General features: G+C 73.2%; 20 protein-coding genes. 8 read left to right on the top strand and 12 right to left on the bottom strand.

Going from position 1 to position 20,623, the window contains the following annotated elements:
* Window positions 1-135 precede the first annotated feature (135 nt).
* The 4 genes from AC6JBM_RS28855 to AC6JBM_RS28870 all read left to right on the top strand — a co-directional run bounded on the left by AC6JBM_RS28855 (window position 136) and on the right by AC6JBM_RS28870 (window position 4,450).
* Entirely contained in the window at window positions 136-1,122 is a 987-nt protein-coding gene (locus tag AC6JBM_RS28855) for a LacI family DNA-binding transcriptional regulator (protein ID WP_497977186.1), read from the top strand.
* A 21-nt stretch (window positions 1,123-1,143) separates the two neighbouring features.
* Entirely contained in the window at window positions 1,144-1,467 is a 324-nt protein-coding gene (locus tag AC6JBM_RS28860) for a YciI family protein (protein WP_497977187.1), read from the top strand.
* Window positions 1,428-2,369: a hypothetical protein gene (locus AC6JBM_RS28865; RefSeq protein ID WP_497977188.1), complete on the top strand. Its 942-nt coding sequence runs from the start codon at window positions 1,428-1,430 to the stop codon at window positions 2,367-2,369. The genes AC6JBM_RS28860 and AC6JBM_RS28865 overlap by 40 nt, the downstream gene beginning before the upstream one ends.
* Window positions 2,370-2,437: 68 nt before the next feature.
* The gene (locus AC6JBM_RS28870) at window positions 2,438-4,450 is read left to right on the top strand and encodes a ricin-type beta-trefoil lectin domain protein (RefSeq protein ID WP_497977189.1); all 2,013 of its coding nucleotides are present in this window, start codon (window positions 2,438-2,440) and stop codon (window positions 4,448-4,450) included.
* Between the two features lie 7 nt (window positions 4,451-4,457).
* Here AC6JBM_RS28870 and AC6JBM_RS28875 read toward each other — a convergent pair whose 3' ends face one another.
* The 3 genes from AC6JBM_RS28875 to AC6JBM_RS28885 are packed head-to-tail and all read right to left on the bottom strand — an operon-like array spanning window position 4,458 to window position 7,043.
* A complete protein-coding gene (locus AC6JBM_RS28875; RefSeq protein WP_497977190.1) occupies window positions 4,458-5,612 on the bottom strand; it encodes a serine hydrolase domain-containing protein in 1,155 nt (384 codons plus the stop codon).
* Entirely contained in the window at window positions 5,609-6,457 is an 849-nt protein-coding gene (locus tag AC6JBM_RS28880) for an NAD(P)-dependent oxidoreductase (RefSeq protein ID WP_497977191.1), read from the bottom strand. Before AC6JBM_RS28880 ends, AC6JBM_RS28875 begins: the two co-directional genes overlap by 4 nt.
* 28 nt (window positions 6,458-6,485) lie before the next feature.
* The gene (locus AC6JBM_RS28885) at window positions 6,486-7,043 is read right to left on the bottom strand and encodes a hypothetical protein (protein WP_497977192.1); all 558 of its coding nucleotides are present in this window, start codon (window positions 7,041-7,043) and stop codon (window positions 6,486-6,488) included.
* An 88-nt stretch (window positions 7,044-7,131) separates the two neighbouring features.
* On the opposite strand from AC6JBM_RS28885, the gene AC6JBM_RS28890 reads away from it, so the two are divergent.
* Window positions 7,132-8,745, top strand: a complete 1,614-nt coding sequence (locus AC6JBM_RS28890; protein ID WP_497977193.1) for a sensor histidine kinase — start codon at window positions 7,132-7,134, stop codon at window positions 8,743-8,745.
* Entirely contained in the window at window positions 8,742-9,398 is a 657-nt protein-coding gene (locus AC6JBM_RS28895) for a response regulator transcription factor (protein WP_497977194.1), read from the top strand. Before AC6JBM_RS28890 ends, AC6JBM_RS28895 begins: the two co-directional genes overlap by 4 nt.
* 7 nt (window positions 9,399-9,405) lie before the next feature.
* On the opposite strand, the gene AC6JBM_RS28900 is transcribed toward AC6JBM_RS28895, so the two are convergent.
* The 8 genes from AC6JBM_RS28900 to AC6JBM_RS28935 all read right to left on the bottom strand — a co-directional run bounded on the left by AC6JBM_RS28900 (window position 9,406) and on the right by AC6JBM_RS28935 (window position 17,827).
* Window positions 9,406-10,599 (bottom strand): endonuclease/exonuclease/phosphatase family protein, encoded by a 1,194-nt coding sequence (locus AC6JBM_RS28900; RefSeq protein ID WP_497977195.1) that lies wholly within the window; start codon window positions 10,597-10,599, stop codon window positions 9,406-9,408.
* Window positions 10,600-10,648: 49 nt separating this feature from the next.
* Window positions 10,649-10,843 (bottom strand): helix-hairpin-helix domain-containing protein, encoded by a 195-nt coding sequence (locus tag AC6JBM_RS28905; RefSeq protein ID WP_497977196.1) that lies wholly within the window; start codon window positions 10,841-10,843, stop codon window positions 10,649-10,651.
* 96 nt (window positions 10,844-10,939) lie between these two features.
* Entirely contained in the window at window positions 10,940-12,442 is a 1,503-nt protein-coding gene (locus AC6JBM_RS28910; RefSeq protein ID WP_497977197.1) for a S8 family serine peptidase, read from the bottom strand.
* Window positions 12,443-12,554: 112 nt separating this feature from the next.
* Window positions 12,555-13,763 (bottom strand): FAD-dependent oxidoreductase, encoded by a 1,209-nt coding sequence (locus tag AC6JBM_RS28915; RefSeq protein ID WP_497977198.1) that lies wholly within the window; start codon window positions 13,761-13,763, stop codon window positions 12,555-12,557.
* Window positions 13,764-13,826: 63 nt separating this feature from the next.
* Window positions 13,827-14,423: a PadR family transcriptional regulator gene (locus AC6JBM_RS28920; protein ID WP_497977199.1), complete on the bottom strand. Its 597-nt coding sequence runs from the start codon at window positions 14,421-14,423 to the stop codon at window positions 13,827-13,829.
* Window positions 14,420-15,277 carry an oxidoreductase gene (locus AC6JBM_RS28925; protein ID WP_497977200.1) on the bottom strand — a complete coding sequence of 286 codons (858 nt, stop codon included), beginning with the start codon at window positions 15,275-15,277 and terminating at the stop codon, window positions 14,420-14,422. Before AC6JBM_RS28925 ends, AC6JBM_RS28920 begins: the two co-directional genes overlap by 4 nt.
* A 349-nt stretch (window positions 15,278-15,626) precedes the next feature.
* A complete protein-coding gene (locus AC6JBM_RS28930) occupies window positions 15,627-16,508 on the bottom strand; it encodes a hypothetical protein (protein ID WP_497977201.1) in 882 nt (293 codons plus the stop codon).
* 260 nt (window positions 16,509-16,768) lie between these two features.
* On the bottom strand, window positions 16,769-17,827 hold the full coding sequence (locus AC6JBM_RS28935) for an SPFH domain-containing protein (RefSeq protein WP_497977202.1): 1,059 nt from the start codon (window positions 17,825-17,827) through the stop codon (window positions 16,769-16,771).
* Window positions 17,828-18,034: 207 nt separating this feature from the next.
* On the opposite strand from AC6JBM_RS28935, the gene AC6JBM_RS28940 reads away from it, so the two are divergent.
* A complete protein-coding gene (locus tag AC6JBM_RS28940) occupies window positions 18,035-18,715 on the top strand; it encodes an NUDIX hydrolase (protein WP_497977203.1) in 681 nt (226 codons plus the stop codon).
* Between the two features lie 194 nt (window positions 18,716-18,909).
* On the opposite strand, the gene AC6JBM_RS28945 is transcribed toward AC6JBM_RS28940, so the two are convergent.
* Window positions 18,910-19,677 (bottom strand): SDR family NAD(P)-dependent oxidoreductase, encoded by a 768-nt coding sequence (locus AC6JBM_RS28945; protein WP_497977204.1) that lies wholly within the window; start codon window positions 19,675-19,677, stop codon window positions 18,910-18,912.
* Window positions 19,678-19,746: 69 nt separating this feature from the next.
* Here AC6JBM_RS28945 and AC6JBM_RS28950 point away from each other — a divergent pair, with 69 nt between their 5' ends.
* Window positions 19,747-20,253 carry a MarR family winged helix-turn-helix transcriptional regulator gene (locus AC6JBM_RS28950; RefSeq protein WP_497977205.1) on the top strand — a complete coding sequence of 169 codons (507 nt, stop codon included), beginning with the start codon at window positions 19,747-19,749 and terminating at the stop codon, window positions 20,251-20,253.
* Window positions 20,254-20,623 lie beyond the last annotated feature (370 nt).

Genomic DNA, 20,623 nt, shown 5'->3' on the forward strand with positions numbered 1-20,623 from the left:
AAGGCGGTGCGGACGCCGACGGCGATGTAACGGAATGAAACGTCCTGTAACATCGCTGGGCATCAGCAAACCGCTGCGAGGATTGACTGTCAAGACTCTTAAGAGAAAGAGACGACGATGGCGGGCCATAGACGGGTGACTGTGCGCGACATCGCGGCCGAGACCGGGATGTCGATCGCGACCGTCTCGCGCGCGCTCAACGACCACCACGCGGTCACGCCCGCGACCCGGGCGCTGGTGCACGAGGCCGCCGAGCGGCTGCGGGCCCGCATCGGGGTGAGCGGCAAGTCCAAGGGCGGGACGGTCTTCGTGCGCTGCCCCTACGTGCTCACCGACTACTTCGGCCTGATCGTCTCCTCGATCGCCGAGACGCTGGCCCTGCACGGCCGCCAGCTCGTGCTCACCGCGGGCGAGGCGGCCCAGCGCACCCCGCTGCTGGCCGACCTCGACGGCCGCGAGGGCGTCACCGGCGTGATCGTGATCCTGCCCCCGGAGCCCGGCGACGACCTCGTCGAGCTGCAACGGCGCCGGATGCCGTTCGTGGTCGTCGACCCGCGCACGACGCTGCCCCGCGACATCGTCTCGGTCTCGGCCGCGCACTTCGCCGGCGCCCGCCGCCTCACCGGCCACCTGGTCGAGCTCGGGCACCGGCGCATCGGCGTCATCGGCGGCCCGACCGAGTGGCTGGCCAGCGACGCGAGGCTCGCCGGGCACAACGCGGCCCTGGCCGACGTCGGCGTGCTGCCGTCCGGGGAGCTGCTGCGCAGCGTCGAGCCGACCACCGAGCGCGGCCACCGCGCCGCCGGCGAGCTGCTCGACCAGCCCGAGCGCCCGACCGCGCTGGTCTGCTTCAACGACAAGGCCGCCGTCGGCGCGCTGCGGGCCGCGGCCGAGCGCGGGCTGCGGGTGCCGCAGGACCTCTCCATCACCGGCTTCGACGATCTCGACCTGGCCCAGGCCACGGGCCTGACCACGGTGCGCCAGCCGCTGCGGGAGATGGGCCGCATGGCGGTGTCGCTGCTGGTCCGGCTGCTGGAGCAGCACGAGCTCGACGCCCTGCACGTGGAGCTGGCCACGGAACTCGTCGTGCGTTCATCGACCGCCCTGCCACCTCTCGGCTGACGAGGTGCGATCCTGGTGGGCATGACGCCGCGCATCTGGTTCGTCCTGCAGCACCGCCCCGGCCCGGCCGCCGACCCGGCCGTCCGGGTCACCGACCAGCCGGGCTTCCGGGAGCACCTGGCGTTTCTCGGACGGCGCGCGGAGGACGGGACGTTAGTGGCCGCGGGCCCCTTCGACGACACGGACGGCTCGGTGGACGAGGCCATGACCGTGCTGGCGGCGGCGAGCCTGGAGGACGCGGTGCGCCTGGCCGAGCAGGACGACGAGGCCGTGCGCTCGGGGCTGCTCGCGGTCACCGTGCGCACGTGGACGGTCGTCATGACCCCGGCCGTGGGCGAGGACTGAGCCGGGTGCTGTTCGTCTACCGGTCGCACTACGAGGGGCCGTGGAGCAAGCGCATCCGCCGGCTGCCCGACGCGAGCGTCCTGGACTGGTTCCGCCGCGGCTGGCACGAGGACCCGCAGACGTGGCCCGACGCCGAGCTCGGGGGTTACGTGTACGGCCTGGCCTCGATCTTCCGCGCCGCGCACGAACACAACCTGCCCCGGCCCGAGACGGTCGACGAGCTGCGCCGGCAGCTGCACGAGCACCTCTACGTCGAGGGCCCGGCCGAGGACTGCATCCGGCTGGACGAGCACAGCCTGCGCGCGCGGACCAACGACGACGAGGTCGAACTCGCGTACTTCTTCCTGGACGACTCGGCCCCCGCCGACCGGGTCGCGTACGTGGTCCACGACGGCCCGCTGCCGATGACGTTCACGGACACCGAGGGCGAGCCGACGACGTTCGCGGTCTTCCTGACGTACTACGACGGCGCCAGCTTCGACACCCCGCCCCCGTTCGTCTTCCCCGGCATCACCCTGCCCGAGCTGCCGGCCCACCTGCGCGCCACCGAGCCGGACGAGGACACCTGGCCGCCGGAGCTGCAGGTCCTGCGGGCCCTGACCGCGCCGGGCGACACGACGGTCGGCCCCGCCCTCGAGCGCTGCAACCACTGGCCCGGCTTCAACATCGACGCGCTGTCCATCCTCGCCCCCGACACCGACCAGCTCACGTCGGGGCGCGACCCGCGGCTGAGCGTGCTCGAGGCCGGCGAGCACCTGGCCCAGCTGGCCATGCACTGCGACGACACCTTCGGGTTCCAGCAGTGGTACCTCTTCGACACCGCCTGGGCCGCGGCCCACCCGGACCTGGCCGCCTCCCTGCTGCGCTACGCGACGGACTGGGACCCGCTCGCCCGGGACTGACCCGCACGGCGTTGACCGACCTCGATATCGACCGCTATGTTAGCGCTCACACAGTCGAGGGAGCCGCCATGACCCGCCTGTACGTGCTGACCCTTGCCGTCCTGCTCACGGCGCTCGGATTGACCGACGCCGCGCCACCCGAACGCGTCGCCGCCACGCAAGTGAGCGTTCCCGCGCCGGCGATGGGCTGGGCCTCGTGGAACAGCTTCGCGGCCAACATCAACGCCACCGTCATCAAGCGCCAGGCCGACGCGATGGTCAGCTCGGGGCTGGCGGGCGCCGGATACACGTACGTCAACATCGACGAGGGCTGGTGGCAGGGCACCCGCGACCCGGCCGGCAACATCACCGTCGACACGAACGAGTGGCCCGGCGGGATGGCCGCGATCGCGGACTACATCCACGCCAAGGGCCTCAAGGCCGGGATCTACACCGACGCCGGCCGCGACGGCTGCGGCTACTACTACCCGACCGGGCGCCCCGCCGCGCCCGGCTCCGGCAGCGAGGGCCACTACGCGCAGGACATGCTGCAGTTCGCGCGCTGGGGCTTCGACTTCGTGAAGGTGGACTGGTGCGGCGGCAGCGCGGAGGGGCTCGACCCGCAGGCCGCGTACCGCTCGATCAGCGCCGCCGTCGCCCAGGCCACCGCCGCGACCGGGCACCGGCTGCTGCTGTCCGTGTGCGACTGGGGCGTGCAGGGCCCGTGGGACTGGGCGCCCGGCCTCGCCCCGATGTGGCGCACCAGCACCGACATCATCTACTGGGGCCAGACCGCGAACCAGTCGATGGTGCTCACGAACTTCGACCGCGGCCTGCACCCCGCGGCCCAGCACACCGGCTTCGTCAACGACCCCGACATGATGATCGCGGGCATGCCCGGCCTCGGCGCCGCCCAGAACCGCACGCACCTGAACCTGTGGGCGATCTCGGGCGCGCCGCTGCTGCTCGGCGCCGATCTGACCACGCTGGACGCGACCACGGTCGCGGCGCTGAAGAACGCCGACGTGCTCGCGGCCGACCAGGACCCGCGGGGCCTGCAGGGCGTGAAGGTCGCCGAGGACTCCAGCGGGCGGCAGGTCTTCGGCAAAATGCTCTCCGGAACCGGCCGCCGCGCGGTCGTGCTGCTCAACCGCACCGGCTCGGCCGCGACGATGACGGTCCGCTGGGCCGACCTGGGCCTGACCGCCGCGACCGCCACGGTCCGCAACGCCTGGACGGGCCAGAGCACCGGCGCCGCCACCTCCTACAGCACCTCGGTCCCCGCGAACGACTCGGTGTTCCTGACCATCACCGGCACCGAGGCGGCCGCGAGCACCTACGAGGCCGAGGCGGCCGGCAACACCCGCACCGGCTCGGCCGCGAGCGCGGCGTGCGCCGGCTGCTCGGGCGGCACCAAGGTGGGCAACGTCGGCAACGGCGGCACCCTGCGGTTCAACGGCATCGCCTCGGCGAACGGCGGGTGGGCGGTCGCGACGGTGGCCTACGTCAACGGGGACACCGCGACGCGCACCGCCACGGTGCAGGTGAACGGGCGGCCGTCCACTGTGGTCGCGTTCCCGCCCACGGGCTCGTGGACGACGGCGGGCAGCGTCAGCATCACGGTACCGTTGACGCCCGGAACGAACACGATGACGTTCGCCAACGCGGGCGCCTGGGCCCCCGACCTCGACGCCGTGGAGGTGCGCGCGCTCGCGGGCCCGCTGCCGGTGACCGGCGCCCAGTCCGGCCGCTGCGCCGACGTGGACGCCGCGAGCACCACGAACGGCGCGAAGGTGCAGCTCTGGGACTGCAACAACCAGGTCAACCAGGGCTGGGCGCCCACCGGGGCCGGGCAGCTGAAGGTGTACGGCGGAAAATGCCTCGACGCGTTCGGCAACGGCACCGCGAACGGCACCACGGTCGACATCTGGGACTGCAACAACCAGACGAACCAGCAGTGGACCCTGGGCGCGGACGGCACCGTGCGGGGCGTGCAGTCGGGGCTGTGCCTGGACGCCTACAACAACGGCACCGCGAACGGGACCAGGCTGGTGCTGTGGGCCTGCAACGGCCAGGCCAACCAGCGCTGGACCCTCGGTTAGGAGTCGCCTAGAAGTCGGCCAGGACGTTCGCGGCGGCCTTGCGGGCCGGGTTCACGCTGCCCCGCGTCGCGTCGGGGTGGACGCGGTTGGTCAGCAGCACCAGCAGCGCGCGGCGGTGCGGGTCCAGCACCATCGACGTGCCCGTGAACCCGGTGTGGCCGAAGGCGCCGCGACCGGCCAGCCGCCCCATGTACCAGCTCTGGTCGATGTCGAACCCGAGCCCGTGCGCGGCCCCCGGACCGAAGCGGGCGTTGGCATCGGTCCGCAGTTGCTCCACTGTGGACGGCTTGAGCAGCGGCCCGCCGCCGTCGAGCAGCGCCCGGCCGAACAGGGCGAGGTCCGCGGCGGTGGAGAAGATGCCCGCGTGCCCGGCCACCCCGCCCAGCGCGGCCGCGGACGGGTCGTGGACGGTGCCGCGGATGCCGCCCTCGGTCGCGGCGACGCGCGGGAGCAGGGCCGGCGCCGGGAGGTACCCGGTGTCGGCCATCCCCAGCGGCGCCGCGATCTCCCGGCGCACGAGGGTGTCGAGGCGCTCGCCGCGCAGGCCGGTGACGATCGCGCCCAGGGCGATGAAGTTCTGGTCGGCGTAGAGGAAGCCGCTGCCGGGCGGCGCGACCGGCGGCTGGCCGAGGATGTGCGCGAGCCGCTCGTCGGGGGTGGCGCCGGACAGCGGCGTGTCCTTGGACAGCCCGGACGTGTGCGTGAACAGCATCCGCACCGTGATGCCGGGCTTGGCGCCGAAGGACGGCAGGTAGCGCATCGCCGGCGCGTCGAGGTCGAGCCGCCCCTGCTCGGCCAGGCGCAGGGCGAGCACGGCGGTGAACGTCTTGGTCAGCGACGCCAGGTCGTAGACGGTGTCGGTGCGGGCCGCGACCCGCTCGGCCGCGGGCAGCTCGGTCTTGTCGGCCGCGTACCGCACCGCGTCCCCGACCGCGAAGTGCGCGGCCACGCGCCCGCCAGCGGCCGCGAGCACGACGGCGCCGGGGTAGAGCGGGTACCGCGGATTCTCCGGCGTGGCCGTGAGATACCGCCCGGCCACGGCGCGCAGGCCCACCTCGTCGCGGGTGACCGGGGACTGCGCGGCCTTGGACGGCGCGCCGCACCCGGACAGCACGGCGGCGGCCGCGCCGAGGCCGAGCAGCCGCCGCCGGCTCAGCGTCACCGAGGCGAGCGGACGGCTTCGTAGACGGCCGCCATGTCGTCCTCCCCGCGCCCCCGCGCCACCGCCTCCTCGAGCAGCTCCCGCGCCGCGTCCACGACCGACGAGTCGACGCCGACCGCCGCCGCCAGCTCCCCCACGAGCCGGGCGTCCTTGGCCGCCCCCTCCGCCGGGAACGCCACCGGATAGTCGCGCTCGCGCATGAGCGGCCCCTTGAGGTGCGCGTACGGCCAGTCGAGCGCCCCGCCCTCGATCAGCGGCAGGAAGTCGACCCCGAGCGCGTCGGCCAGCGCGGCGCTCTGCGCGAGCGCGGCGGTCGCGGTCACCACCCAGCTGTTCACGACGAGCTTGGCCCGGCTGCCCTGCCCCGCCTCGCCCAGCCAGGTCACCTTGGCCGCGATCGGCGCGCAGAGCCGCTCGACCCGAGCCCGCGCCGCCTCGGGCCCGGACGCGAGCACGTTGAGCTTGCCCTGCTCGGCCGGCCCGCGGGTGCCCAGCACCGGCGCGTCCACGTAGACGAGTCCCAGCTCGGCGGCGAGCCCGGCCAGCTCGTCGGCGCCGGCCGCCCCGACGGTGCTCAGCTGCAGCCACAGCGTGCCCGGGGCCAGCCCCGGCGCCGCGGCCCGCATGACCTCGGCGACCGAGGCCGCGTCGAACAGCATCGTCACGACCGGGTCCGCGCCGGCGACGGCGTCGGCCGGGCCGGCGGCCACGACCCCGCCGTCGGCGGCGAGCGGCTCGGCGTTGCCGCGGGTGCGGTTCCACACCCGCACCTCCAGCCCGGCCTTGAGCCAGTTGCGGGCGACCGCCGCGCCCATGATCCCGGTGCCCAGGACTGCCAGTGTCATGCCCTCGATCGTGCCACGCGGCCACGGCTCAGGTGACGTGGCCGCACTCGCACGCCTTCTCGATGGCGCGCAGGGTCTGGCGCATGTCCACGGTCTTGAGCCCCGCCCCGATCACCACGACGGTGGTGCCGTCGACGAGCGAGGGGACCATGCCCAGCTCGTTCTGGTCGTAGTCGTCGAGCGCGTGGGAGTCCCTGAACGTCAGGAAGATCGCCTGCGCGACGCGGTGCGGGACCGCCTCGCCGTCCGTCAGGTGGCAGTCGTACTCCCCGAAGGCCGACACGTTCGCCCGGTACCTGTCGTCGATGTTCCCCGGATCCGTCACCCACTCCCCCTTCGGGCAGTCGGGGTCCTTGGCGAACGCCGGCTCGACCTGCTGCTTGACGAGCGCGAGCGTGAGCTTGCCCTGGGGCGGCGCGGCCGCGGCGCTCGTCGGGGCCGCGGTGCTCGTCGGGGCCGCGGCGCTCGTCGGGGCCGCGGCGCTGGTCGGGGCCGCGGCGGGGGCGGCGACCGTCGGCGTCGGCGTGGGACTGGCACAGGCCGCGAGCGTCAGCAGCGCGGCGGCCGAAATGATGAGGGTTCGCATGCGGCTCAAGGTAGGAATCGGCCCGGATCCCCGACATCAGTGCCAGCACGTATTCCCCCCGATGCGTCGGGTGCCCGACGATACGAGGGTGCGCACGGCCCTGCGGAGCCTGGCGGCGGCCGCGGCGGTCGCCGTCGCGGTGCTGGGCCGGGGCGAGTTCGGCCCGTGGGAGCTGGCCTGTTTCGTCGCCGCCGGGCTGCTGCACACCGAGGTCGGCCTGCGGATGTGGCGCGAGCGGCCCGACTCGCGGATGGGCCCGCTCATGCTCGCCGCCGGCCTGTGCTGGCTCGCCGACGGGGCCGGCCGCGTGGCGCTGCCGGGGCTGTTCCGCGACGACCTGATGCTGGGCATGGTGTACCAGCCGCTGGTGCTGCACTGTGCGCTCGTCATCCCGGTCGGGCGGCTGCGCGGCCGGCTCGACCACGCCACCGCCCTGGCCGGCTACCTGTTCTGGCCGGCCGCCCTGCTCGCGTGGTGGCTGACGCCGGGGCACCCGCCGGGAATCGCGGGCCTGCTGCAGGTGCGGGCCGCGACCTATCCGGCCGTCGGCGTGTTCCTGCTGCTCTTCCTGCTGCACCGGTACCGTGCGGCGACCCCGCTGTACCGTGCCGCCTACACCCCGTTCTGGATCGCCAACCTGCTCAACGTCGCCGCGACCGCGATCGTCAGCGCCGACTGGTACGTCCCCGGCTCCGGCCCCCAGATCGCCTACTACGCCGGCAGCGCCGCGATCCCGATCGGCGCCTGGCTCAGCCTGGCCCGCAGCCAGCCGCCCCCGCCGGCCATCCGCTCGCTCGTCGCCGCCCTCGGCGCCGAGCAGCCCGCCCCGGCCGCCCTGCGCGACGCGCTGCGCACCGGCCTCGGCGACCCCACGCTCGAGGTCCTCGCCCTCGACGAGATCGCCGCGCACGCCCACGACCACCCGCGCGCCGCCCTGACCCCGCTGCGGGCCGGCGGCCGCGAGGTCGGCGCCCTCGCGCACGATCCCGCCCTGGCCGCCGCGCCCGACGTCCTGCACGCGGTGCTGCGCATGGCCGCCCTGGTCCTCGACAACCAGCTCCGCCTCGACGAGGTCCGCCGCTCCCGGCGCCGGATCGTCGAGGCCGCCGACGCCGAGCGGCGCCGCATCGAGCGCAACATCCACGACGGCGTGCAGCAGCGGCTCATCGCCGCCGCCCTGCTGCTGCGCCGCGCCCAGCGGGCCGCCGGCTCCTCCGCGCTGCTGGACCAGGGACTGTGCGAGCTCGACACCGCCGTGGCGGAGCTGCGCGAGATCGCCCGCGGCATGAACCCGCCCGCGCTCGTCCTGCACGGCCTGGCCGGGGCGCTGGAGAGCCTCGCCGAGCGCTCCCGCGTCGCGGTGCGCGTCGACGACCGGGTCGGCGGCGCGGTCCTCGGCGACGAGACCGCCGCGACCGCGTACTACGTCGCCCTCGAGGCGGTCACCAACGCCGGGAAGCACGGCGGCTCCGACGACGTGGAGCTGCGGCTCACCGCGGTGGACGGCGACCTCGTCGTCCTCGTGCGCGACACGGGCTCCGGCGGCGCCGCGTTCGTCCCCGGCGGCGGCCTGGAGGGGCTGCGCGACCGGGTCGAGGCGTGCGGGGGCCGCCTGCTGCTGCACAGCCCGCCCGGCGGCGGAACCCGGCTCACCGCGAGGCTCCCGCTGACCACCCCGGACGCCACGGAGGTGACACCATGACGAACCGGCTCGTCCTCGCCGACGACTCGCTGCTGCTGCGGGTGGGGCTCGAGCGGCTCCTGGCCGCCGAGGGCTTCGACGTCGCCGGCTCGGCCGGCGACGCGGAGGAGCTGCGGCGGCTGGTCGCGCGGGAGCGCCCCGACGCCGTCATCGTGGACATCCGCATGCCGCCGAGCTTCACCGACGAGGGGCTGCGGGCGGCCCTGCGCCTGCGCCGCGAGGAGCCGGGGCTGGCGATCCTGCTGCTGTCGCAGTACATCGAGACCCGCGACGTGGTCACGATCCTGGAGCAGGGCGAGGCCGGCGTCGGCTACCTGCTCAAGGACCGCATCACCGACATCGACCGCTTCCTGGCCGACGTGCGCCGGGTCCTCGCGGGCGGCACCGCGATCGACCCGCTCGTCGTGGAGCGGGTCATGCGCCGCCCGCGCCGCCGCGACGACGAGGGCCTCGGCGCCCTGTCCGACCGCGAGCGCGAGATCCTCGCCCTGATGGCCGAGGGACTGTCCAATGTGGCCGTGTCCGAGCGGCTGTTCCTCGCCGAGCGCACCGTCGAGGCCCACATCCGCAGCATCTTCGTGAAGCTCGGCCTGCCCGCCCTGCCGGACACCAACCGCCGCGTCCTGGCCGTGCTGACCCACCTGCGCACCTGAGCCACGGTCAGATATCGAGGTCGACCCAGACGGCGGCATGGTCGCTGGCGGCGTGCCGGGCGGCCGTCAGCTCCGGATAGACGCCCCACAGCTTCGGCGGGGTCTTGTTCTCCGGGCTCCCCCACAGGCCCTTGCGGAACACCCCGCCCCCGGTCACCTTCGCCGCGAGCTCGGGCGAGAGCAAGATGTAGTCGAGCCGGTTGGGGATGGTGCAGGACTGGAACGTGCCGGGCCGCTCGCGCCCGGTGTCCCGCGGGTCGAACAGCCCGCCGAAGGCGTCGAGGTCGTAGCAGCTGACCAGCGGCGTCCCGGCGTCGAGCAGCGGCTCCAGGGTCGGGTGGTGCTTGGGGTCCTTGCGGTCGGGGCCCTTGTTGAAGTCGCCGAGCACCGCGACGTATTCGGCGCCGTCCGCGCGCAGCCGATCGTAGATGGCGCGGACCTCGGTGCTCTGCCGCGTGCGCAGCGGGTCCGGGTCGCCCGACGCGAACGACTGGCTCTTGAGGTGGTTGAGCAGCAGATAGAGGTCGACCCCGCCGTCCAGGCGCAGTTTGTACAGCGGGCAGTCCCGGCTGAACAGCCGCTTGCCGGGCACGGCCGGGTCGGGCACGTCGACGTGGCTGCGCACCCAGTCGATGCCGATCGCGCCGGTGCAGAGCAGGCCGACGTCGATGCCGCGCGGGTCGTTGCCGTCGACGAGCATCGCGTGCTCGTACCGCCGCCCCAGCAGCTCGTCGTTGAACCGCACGAGCGCGGGCCGGTTCTCCGCCTCGACGAGACAGAGCACGTCCGCGGCGAGGTCGCCGATGACCCGGGCGGTCATCCGGGTCCCGGTCTCGTCGACGGGCTCGGTGATCAGCTCGACCCAGCCGGTCCAGTCGCCGCGGCCGCCCGCCACGATGTGCGGCTCCCGGTCGGCGGGCGCGGCGAGGAAGTCGCCGCGGTTCTCGCGCAGCAGCGCCCACGCGGTGTCGAACTGCCGCGGGTTGAGGCGCCGCCCGTCGCGGGTCTGCACGAGCACGCCCAGCGTCGCGAGGGCGTCGAGCATCGCCGTCTTGTCCTGCGGGCTGTACTCGTCGTGCGCCGCGATCCGGTTGAAGACCTCGAACGCCGCGAGCGCCGGCTGCCCGGCCTCACGCACGGTGCCGTCCATCGCCTTGGCCCGGGCGAAGAGGTTCTCGACATTGAACGTCGCCAGCCGCATGTCACGCAACGTAGCAGCCGGCAACACCGCGTCAGGTCGGCTAGGCGACTCAGCGCAGCGCGAGCCCGTGGCGCCGCAGGGCCTCGTCGAGGATGCCGAGCGCCTTCGGGCCCATGCCGTGCAGCTTCGCGAGCTCGGCGCGCGCCACTCCGTCGAGCCGGCGCAGGCTGGTGTATCCGGCGTTGTGCAGCGCGCGGGTCGCCGGCGCCCCGATCTTCGGCAGCGTGTCGAGCTCGTCGTCCACGGCACCGATGGTACGTGCGCCCTGGACGGGGATATGTCGGGCGCTCCGCACCCGACATATCCGATTTATACCCTGACGGGGCATGAAGCGGGTTTTTCAGCTCCAGGACGCCGTGGACCAGTCGTCGCTGGACCAGTAGTGCCCGGACCAGGTGCCGTTCGACCAGTAGTGGCCCGACCAGTAGTGCCCCGACCAGTCCGGGTCGGCCCACGTCGAGGCGCCGCCCCACGGGGAGCCGGTCCAGGACGCCGCGGCCCAGGTCTTCGAGGCCCACGACCGGCCCGTCCAGCCGTCGCCGGCCACCCGGTAGCCCATCCAGAGCCCGCCGTTCCACGCGTCCAGGCTCGCGCTCTTCGGCGCCCAGGCCGTGGTCGCGAGCGGCCCCCAGACCGTGGCCTCGCCGCTGAGAGCGACGTTGTCGCGCACGACGTGGCTGTCGCCGCGCGCTCCCTCGATGCTGCCGGTGCCGCTCGACCACGTGAAGCGTTGCGTGGCCGACGGCGTCGCGGCGGCCAGCGCGCTGTTCACGTTGATCTCGCGGTACCCGAGCCCCGCCGCGTTCCCGGCCGTGAGGACGCTGCCGTTGTACATCAGCAGGTTCTTCACCTGATCCGGCGTGAGCGACGGCCGGGCCTGCAGCAGCAGCGCCACGGCCGCGCTGGTGACCGCCGTCGCCTGCGAGGTGCCGCTGCCGCGCAACAGTGTCGAGCCGACCTGCGCGGCCGGGTACGACGTGTCGATGTTCGACCCCGCAACGCGCAGCGACACGATCGACTGCCCGGGCGCCATGACGTCCGCCCGGCGGTTGCTGGCCAGGTTGGACGTGAGGCTGGTGAACGTGGAGATGGTGTCGTCGGCCGCCGAGGCCGTGCCCTTGGTGTCGGCCGACCCGACGCTGAGCACGAACTGGTCGGTGGCCGGGTCCGTCATCTGCCCGCCGCTGTTGCCGACCGCGGCCACGACGACGATGCCGGCCTTCCACGCCTGCTCGGCCGCGTACTGCACGGGGTCGGTCCAGTAGTTCGGCGTGCCCCCGGTGCCGTAGGAGAGGTTGATGACGCGAATCGGGTTGGCCGGGTCGTCGTTGCGGTGCTCCACCACCCAGTCGATGGCCGCGATCATCTGCGAGACGTCGACGGCGCCGTTGGACGTGCCCACCTTCACCGAGGTGAGCTTCGCCTTCGGGGCCAGCCCGACGATCCCGGTCGCGGTGTCGTTGCCGACGATGATGCCGGCCATGTGCGTCCCGTGCCCGTACGTGTCGAGGTACCGCAGATCGTTCGACTGCGACTCGAACGACAGGTCGGGCCCGTTGACCACCTGCGCGGCGGGCAGCCCGGCGACGGGCGCGACACCCGTGTCGATGAGCGCGACCCCGACCCCGGCCCCGTTGAGACCCGCGGCCGCCCCCGTGCTCGCGCCGATCACGCCCCGCACGTCGCCGAGCGTGAGCCCGCTGCCACCCGCGGCCGATCCCATCCAGGTGTTCGACGCCCACGCACTGCTGTTGTCGTGCCGGGCCGCGGCCTGCCCGCCGCCGAGCGCGACGGGCGCCAAGGCGGCAACGGCGGCGGCGCCGGCCCAAGTCTTGCGTAACATGCGCCCAACGGTGCGCGCCCTCAAGCCGATCGTCACCGCCGCGGGCCCGATCCTCACCGAACCGCACCCGGCCCCTGTCAGCCGCCGCCGCGCGACATCCTCCGACCACCCGTCAGCGCGCGGTGCCGGCGACCGCCGCGGCCGGCGCCACGGGAGCGTCGAAGTCGATCGGGTGGTCGAACTGCCAGGCGAACTTCTCCGGGTCGCCGAACGCCTTCATCGCGATCGGCATGAGCAGGTCACGCAGCACCCGGGCGACCGGCCCGGCCGCCTTGTCGGCGTTGGTGCGCGCCGCCATCTTGATGATCCGCTCGACGCGCTCGCGGCGCATCCGTTCGTACTCGGCGAAGGCGCGCTCGACGGGCAGGTCGCGCAGGCACCGGGCCAGCTGCACGGCGCTCTCGATGGCGAGCGACACGCCCTGGCCCGAGCTCGGGGAGGTGGCGTGCGCGGCGTCTCCCACCAGTACGACACGATCCCGATGCCACACGGGGACGCTCGGAATGTCCTCGAGCGCGCCGGTGATGACGAGCTCGTCGGGCCGCGTGCGCCGGACCAGCTCCGGCACGGGGCCGCGATCGTCGCGCGCCGCGGCGGCGATGCGCCGTAGCCACTCCTCGGGGCCGATCGCGCGGGCCTGCGCGGTGGTCATCGGCGTCGGGTGGGGCAGGTTCGCGAACCAGCCGGCCTCGTCGGGCTCGATCTGGTACCCGAAGAACGCCCGCTTGCCGAAGAGCAAGTGCATCCTCGGGCCGGTCGGCTCCAGCCCGTCGCCGGGGCACCTGGCGCCGAAGCCGAGCAGGCCGGCGTACCGCGGCGAGGGAGCGCCCGGATCGATCGCGCGCCGGACCGTGGAGCGGATGCCGTCGGCGCCGATGAGGATGTCCCCGGCGGCGGTGCTGCCGTCGGCGAACCGGGCGACCGGCCCGTCGAGCGAGACCAGGCGCTTGCCGTGCTCGATGCGGATCCCGCGCCGCGCGGCCTCGTCGTAGAGCGCGCGGTACAGGTCGGAGCGCCAGATCAGCAGCTGCTCGGGCAGCCGCCGCGGGGCCGCGAACTCGGCCAGGCGCTTGCCCGTCCAGCTCTGCATGATCATCGAGCGCATCGGCCGCCCCACCGCGGCGACCTGCTCGTCGGCCCCGATCGCGGCGAGGGCCTGCCGCCCGTTGGGCGCGATGGCGAGCGCCCCGCCGACGCCGGTCGCCGGCCCGTCGTAGGCCTCGTAGACCGTCGCCTCGATGCCGACCTTCCGCAGGGCCATCGCCGCGACCGGCCCGCCGATCCCGCCCCCGATGACCACCGCACTGCCGATCCCGGCCATGACCAGCCCCCGCCCTCTGGATTAGTTGATACCAACTATCCAGGGCCGACTAGTCAGTGTCAACTATTCGGGCTTGAACTCCTCGCCGTGCGCCTCGGCCCACATCGGTCCCCACTCCTTGATCCTGGCGAGGAGGTCGTGCACGTAGGCGACCTCGGCGTCGATGAGGCTCAGGCGGTACACCTCCTCGATCAGAAACAACGGGGGCACTCCCTGCTGCTCGGCCTGCTGGATCTCCTGCCTGGCCTCGGCGCGCTGCGCCGCGAGCCCGTCCAGCCGGTTGCCGAGCAGCGGCACGACCTCGTTCGGGCTCAGCGCCGCGATCATCGACAGCGCGCTCACGAACGCCGGATACTCGTGCTGCGGCTCCCCCACCAGCTCACGCAGCCAGTCGCGCAGCTCGGCGCGGCCGGCGTCGGTGATCTGGTACACGGTCCGCTCCGGCCGCGCGCCCTCGCGGTTGACCTCCTGCTCGGCCACGAAGCCGGCCTTGGCGAGCTGCTGCACCACCATGTACAGCGAGCCGTGGTTGAACTTGATACTGCGCGCGTCGCCGTGGTTGCGCAGCGTCTTGGACAGCTCATAGGGGTGCATCGGCGCCCGGCTCAGATAGCTCAGCACCGCCAGCCCGAGAAGGTTCCCGACCTGCCTTCGTTTCATGCGGGTGTACCGCCTGCGCCCAGCGCCGCCAGCGCGTCCTCGTCGAGCCGCAGGCGCCCGGCGGCCATGTTCTGCTCCAGGTGCTCCAGCGACGCGGTGCCCGGGATCAGCAGCGTGTTCGGCGCGACGGCGAGCACCCACGCGAGCGCGACCTGCGCCGGGGTGGCGTCGAGGCGCTCGGCGACCGCCTTCACCTTCGGGTGGCCCAGGACCCGCTCGCGCCCGAACGCCGCGCCGAGCGGGAAGAACGGCACGAACGCGATCCCGCGCTCCACGCACAGATCCAGCACCGGCCGCGACTGCTGATCGACGAGGTTGAACGGGTTCTGCACGCAGACGATCTCGGTCCGCGCGAGCGCCTGCCGCAGCTGCTCCTCGTCCACGTTGCTCATGCCGATCCCCTCGATCAGCCCCTCGTCGCGCATCGCGATCATGGCGTCGAGCTGCTCGTCGAGCACCTTGGGATCACCCTTGGCGGGCAGCCGCAGGTTGACGGCGGCCAGCCGCTCGACACCGAGCGCCCGCAGGTTCTCCTGTACCCCCGCGCGCAGCTCCTCGGGCCGGTCCGCGGCCAGCCAGGCGCCCTTCTCGTCCCGCTTCGCGCCGACCTTGCTCACGAGCGCGAGGCGCTCCGGATACGGGTACAGCGCGCTGCGCAGAATCTCGTTGGCCACGTCAGGCCCGTAGTACTGCGCGGTGTCGATGTGGTCGACGCCCAGGTCCACGGCCCGGCGCACGACCGCGAGCGCCTCGGCCCGATCGCGCGGCGGCCCGAAGGCACCCCGCCCGGGCAGCTGCATGGCGCCGAACCCGACGCGGTGGACGTTGCGCCGGCCCAGCGGGAAGGTCTTCACGCTCCTAATCTTCCACACGACCACCGCGGGGCTCGCCTACCGGCCACTCACACGACCACCACGTTTCGCGCGCCTCGTCCGCGACGCTCGCCTCTTGACCACTCACACGAGCACCACGTTTTCGCGCGCCTCGTCCGCGGCGCTCGCCTTCTGACCACTCACACGACCACCACCTTCGCGCGCCTCGTCCGCGGCGCTCGCCTTCTGACCACTCGCACGAGCACCGCGTTTCCGTCCGCGGGTTTGCCTTGTGGGCACTGAGACGACCACCGCGTTTCGCCTACCGGGCGCTCACACGACCGCCGCCGCGGGGCTCACCTCCTGGGCGCCTACATCGCCTTCCGGACGCTCACACGACCAGGTTAAGGCGCCGCTGCGCCACGCCGATGCTCACCCGCTGCCCCCACGACAGTTCGAGCCGGTCCGACTCCAGCCCATCGGCGAACACGACGAGCCGCTCCCCCTCGCAAGCCAGCTCCAGCCGCTCGTCCGCCCCCAGCCGCCCATCGGTGAGCGTCGCCCCCGTGGCCGGCGACGGCCAGGCCTCCCGCACGAACCAGCAAACCTCGGCCGCCTGCGGTTGCGGCAGCACGGGCGGATCGGCCCGCTCCAGCGCGATCGACGAGCACCACCCGGTGGCCCCGGTCCCGGTGCCGACCACCACCCCGGACGACGACTGCCGTTCGCGCGCTCCGCCCGGAGTCGTCAAGGTGTACCGCGCGGACTGGTGACTCACATGCCCGAAGTACACCTCGTTGAGCCCCAGCAGCTCCTGCCCGTCATCGAGCCGGGCCGACACCATGGTGCGCAGCTCGGTGTCGCGACTCCTGAGCACCCGCCCGATCGCCCGAGCCTCATGTCGCACGAGCACCCCCGGATTGCGCCCCGGCTCCGGATCGACCCCGATCACGGCCTGCCCATCGAGGTACTTGGCCACGTTCGCGACGAGCCCGTCCTGCCCGACGGCGATGACCACGTCCTCGGGCCCGAACAAAAACCGCGGCAGATCCTCCCGATCGATGTGCCCCCGCCGCCAGTCGGCCGGAATGGCGGCCCCGACCGCGGTCATCGCGGCCTGCAGCGCCGAGTGCCGAGCCGCGACCTCCTCGAGATCCCGCCCCCGCTGCCGAAGGTAGTAATCGGCGGCGGCCCGGGTCCCATGCCGGCCGAGCAACTCGTCAAGCTCACTGCGCCGAGACACGATCACCGCCCGAGGCGCCAGCGTGCCCATGCTTCTCCTTCCCTGCCACGTACTCTCCCGCCCCCGCGACCACTGCGGGGCCGCCCCCTCACCCCGGCCCCGCAGCAATCCCGGCACCACGTCACCCCGGCTTCACAGCGCCCCCGTCACCGCCTCACCCCGCTCCCGCAGCGACCACGACGCCCCCTCATTTGGCTCCCGCAGCGACCCTGGCACCGCCCTCACCCCGTTCCCGCGGCGACCACGGCACCGCCTCACCCAGCCCTCGCAGCGGTCCCGGCGCCGCCTCCCTACTTGCCGAGCCGGTTGAGCAGCCCGGTCACCACATCCGGGGTGACCGTGAGCTGCCCGATCTCCGGCAGCTGCCCGGCCAGCTCCCGAAGGGCGAGCGCCTGCAGCACCGCCGGCGGCAGATCCCGATACGCCGCCACCCGAGCCGCCTCGGCCTCCCCCTCGGCCAACCCGACCGCCCGCACCCCATCGGCCCGAGCCTGCGTCCGCAGCCGGTCCGCCTCTGCCTCGGCCGCCGCCGCCACCCGCGACCGCTCCGCCTCGGCCACCGCCGCCACCCGCGACCGCTCCGCCTCGGCCTGCGCGGCCACGAGCGCCGCGGCCGCATCGAGCTCGGCCTGCCGCTGCGTGTTCGCCCCGTGCTGCTCGACCAGTTGCTGCTCCCGCCGAGCAAGCTCGATCTTGTTCTGCAGCTCGTTCTCGGCGATGGCCCGCTCCTGCTCAACGGCTCGAGCCCGCCGCGCGTACGTCGCCCGATCCGCCTCCTGCTGCACCGCCTCCCGAGTGGGCGTCTGCAGCGCCCGCTCGAGATCGGGCTCGGGCCGAATGGCCACGACTCGAGCCGACACGACACTGACCCCGGTATCGGTCAGCCGCGGATCGCTCCCGAGCGCCGCCGAGACCGCCTCCCGCACGGGCGCGATCCCGGCCGTGAGCGCCTCGGTCAGCGGCAGCCGGGCGAGCAGATCGAGCGCGGGCTGCTGAGCCAGCTCCGCCAGCAGCGTGGCGACCTGATCGAGCGGCTGAGCCCGCCACTGCCCGCCCTTGGGGTCCACGGAGAAGTCGAGCCGCTCCGCCGCCGTGGCCGGCACGCTGATCCGATAGGTGACCGTGGCTTGGACGGTGACGTCGGCGAAGTCACTGGTACGAGCATGAAAGAGCAACGGCAGCTCCCGATCGTCCACGGGTACTTCCGACAGCACCGCGGTCAACGGCCGGTACCAGAACGACTGCCCGACGCCTTCGTGCCGCACCACCCCGTTGACGTGATGCCGCACCCAGCTGGTGGGAGCCCCGCGCAGGTGCCGCCAGAACAACCGCCGTGTCACATCAGCCATGGCGCCTTCCCCTCCCCTGACTCAGCGGCACCGGCTCGAGCGCACCGCGGCCGCACAGCGGGTGACCCGCGACGGCATCCGGCTCAAGCCACCGAACGAACGGCACGCCACCCGCCCGGCCCAGCTCTGGAGCACCTACACTGCTCAGTTATCGTCAGACCGACGATATAAGTCACACGAGTTTCTCGTCAATGTGGTGATAAATTCATGTCATTCGCCGTAACGGTCGACCTGGTCATGCTCACGGTCCGGGCGGACGCCCTGTGCGTCCTGCTCGTGCGCCGCGCCATCCCCCCGCACGAGGGCTCCTACGCCCTCCCGGGCGGCTTCGTCCTGGACACCGAGGACCTGACGGATGCGGCCATCCGCGAGCTGTCGGAGGAGACCGGCCTCCAGCACCCGGCCACCCACCTGGAGCAACTGGCCACGTACGGCTCTCCCGGCCGCGACCCCCGAGCGAGAGTGGTAACGGTCGCCTACCTGGCCCTGCTCCCCGAGGCCCCGGCCCCGACGGCGGGCAGCGACGCCGCCGAGGCCGCCTGGCTCCCGGTCGAGAGCCTGCCCCCGCTGGCCTTCGACCACGCGGCGATCCTCCGGGACGGCGTGGAACGAGCCCGGGCCAAGCTCGAGTACTCGCCACTCGCCGCCGCCTTCTGCCCGCCCGAGTTCACCATCGCCGAACTCCGCCAGGTCTACGAGGCCGTCTGGAACGCCAAGCTGGATCCGAGGAACTTCCACCGCAAGGCCACGTCGACCCCGGGCTTCGTGGTCCCCACCGGCCGCTCCACCGCCGGCGACCGGGGCCGCCCAGCGCAGCTCTTTACCCGGGGCCCGGCAACGGTCCTCTATCCGCCACTCCTGCGCGCCTTGCCTCCGACGGGTTCGTGACATCCGCACCGACGCATTCGCGCGCCCAGCCACCGCTCGCCGCCGAGTTCCTGGCTCGACCCCGCCGCGCGTCTGCCAACCCAGGCCGATCTCGCGACGATGGATCCGGCGGGCGCCCAGCTCGTGCGCGGCCGCTTGGGTGTTGCGGGAGCCGACGGCATTGGTTCCGTAGCCGGTGACGTTGTCGGCGGCGGTCATACGATGACCCGCCCGCCGGTGAGGTCGAGGGTCGCGCCGGTGATCCAGGACGCCGCGTCGGAGGCGAGGTAGAGCACGGCCTCGGCGACGTCCTCCGGGCGCCCGATGCGACCCAGCGGGAACTGGTCGCCGAGCGCCGCGAGTTGCTCGTCGGTCATGTGCTGCCGCATGCGACTGTTCAGCACGGCCGACGGGGCGAGGCAGTTGACGCGGATGCCGTGCTTGCCGACCTCGGCGGCCAGGTGCTTGCTGAACATGACGACGCCGGCCTTGGCCGCGGCATAGGCGGCGCTGGCCAGCCCCGGCATCCGGCCCGCCGTCGACGACATCGTGACGACGACTCCCGCGCGGCGCTCGATCATGCCGGGCAGCACCTCGCTGACGGCGAGGAAGACCGACGTCAGGTCCGCCTCGATGGTGGCCCGCCACTGCTCGGGACCGAGCTCGTGGGTCGGAACGGGACGCCCTTGCCCGCCGACGAACGGCGCCAGGATGTCGATCGGGCCGAGTGTCCGCTCAACCTCCTCGCGGATGCGGCGAACGATCGCGCCGTCCGTGGCGTCGCCGGGCACCGCCAGCGCCGTCCCGCCGGCGCCGGCGATCTCGCCGACGAGGCTTGCGACCGCGGAGGAGTCGCGGCCGTTGACGGCGACGCGGACCCCGTTGGCGGCGAGCGCCCGGCACGTGGCGGCGCCGATGCCACGGGACCCGCCGGTGACCAGGGCGACCTTGCCCTCCAGATCGGGATGACTTGTGAACGCCATGACGCACTCCCTTCTCCGAACTGAATCGTTCAGTTGAGTGAATCGTTCTTTGTGGTGTACCATAGCCCCATGACGGACGGCAGGCAACCCAGGAGGCCACGAGGGGCGGCCTTCCTTCTGGCACAGCTCGGAGCACACGCATCGGAGCGGTTCGCGGATCGCGTGCAGCAGATCGGACTCTCACCGGCCGAGGTCGGACTGCTGCGGATGATCAACGGCCAGCCCGGGCGAAGCCAGCAGTCGGTCGCGGTCGACCTCGGGGTGGTGCCCAGCCGCGTGGTGGTGCTCATCGACAACCTCGGACACAAGGGCCTGGTCGAGCGGAGGACGGGCAGCAACGACCGGCGACATCACGAGTTGTATCTGACCGTCGACGGAGAGCGGGTCATGATGGACATGCGATCGATCGCCACCGAACACGACGACGAAATGCTCGCCGCGCTCGAACCGGAGGAGCGCGAGCAGTTGACGGGCCTGTTGCAGAGGATCGCGGATCAGCAGGGTCTGGCGCCGGGGGTGCATCCGGGCTACCGGCAGGGGGCCGGGCGCCGAAAACCTGCCACCCCGACCACGTGACGGCGGTCGGGCCGAGGGTTCGGGGGTTCGAGGCGACGCTGTCCGCGCCCGCCAACCCGGGCACGTGACGGCGCACGGGCAGAGGTTCGGAAGGCCGACGGCGACGCTGTGCGCGCCGGCCGTTCCGGGCACGTGGCGTCGTCCGGGCGGAGGCGCACGGATTCCGCGAACCGACGCGGTCCGCAAAGGTGCTCTGACGCCGTGAGCTTCTGGCCGTGCGCTTCAGGACCAGCCCGCACCGCGAACGCGCCGATCGGCGCGACCGCGTCGCGGCAGGCCTAGCCGGCCGGGCAGCCCGTCGTGCTCAAGATCAGGTCCTCCAAGGTCTGCATCGTCGAACTTCCGCCCGGTTCGCCGAAGTAGAACGGCG

The organism is Dactylosporangium thailandense (genome assembly GCF_059739745.1).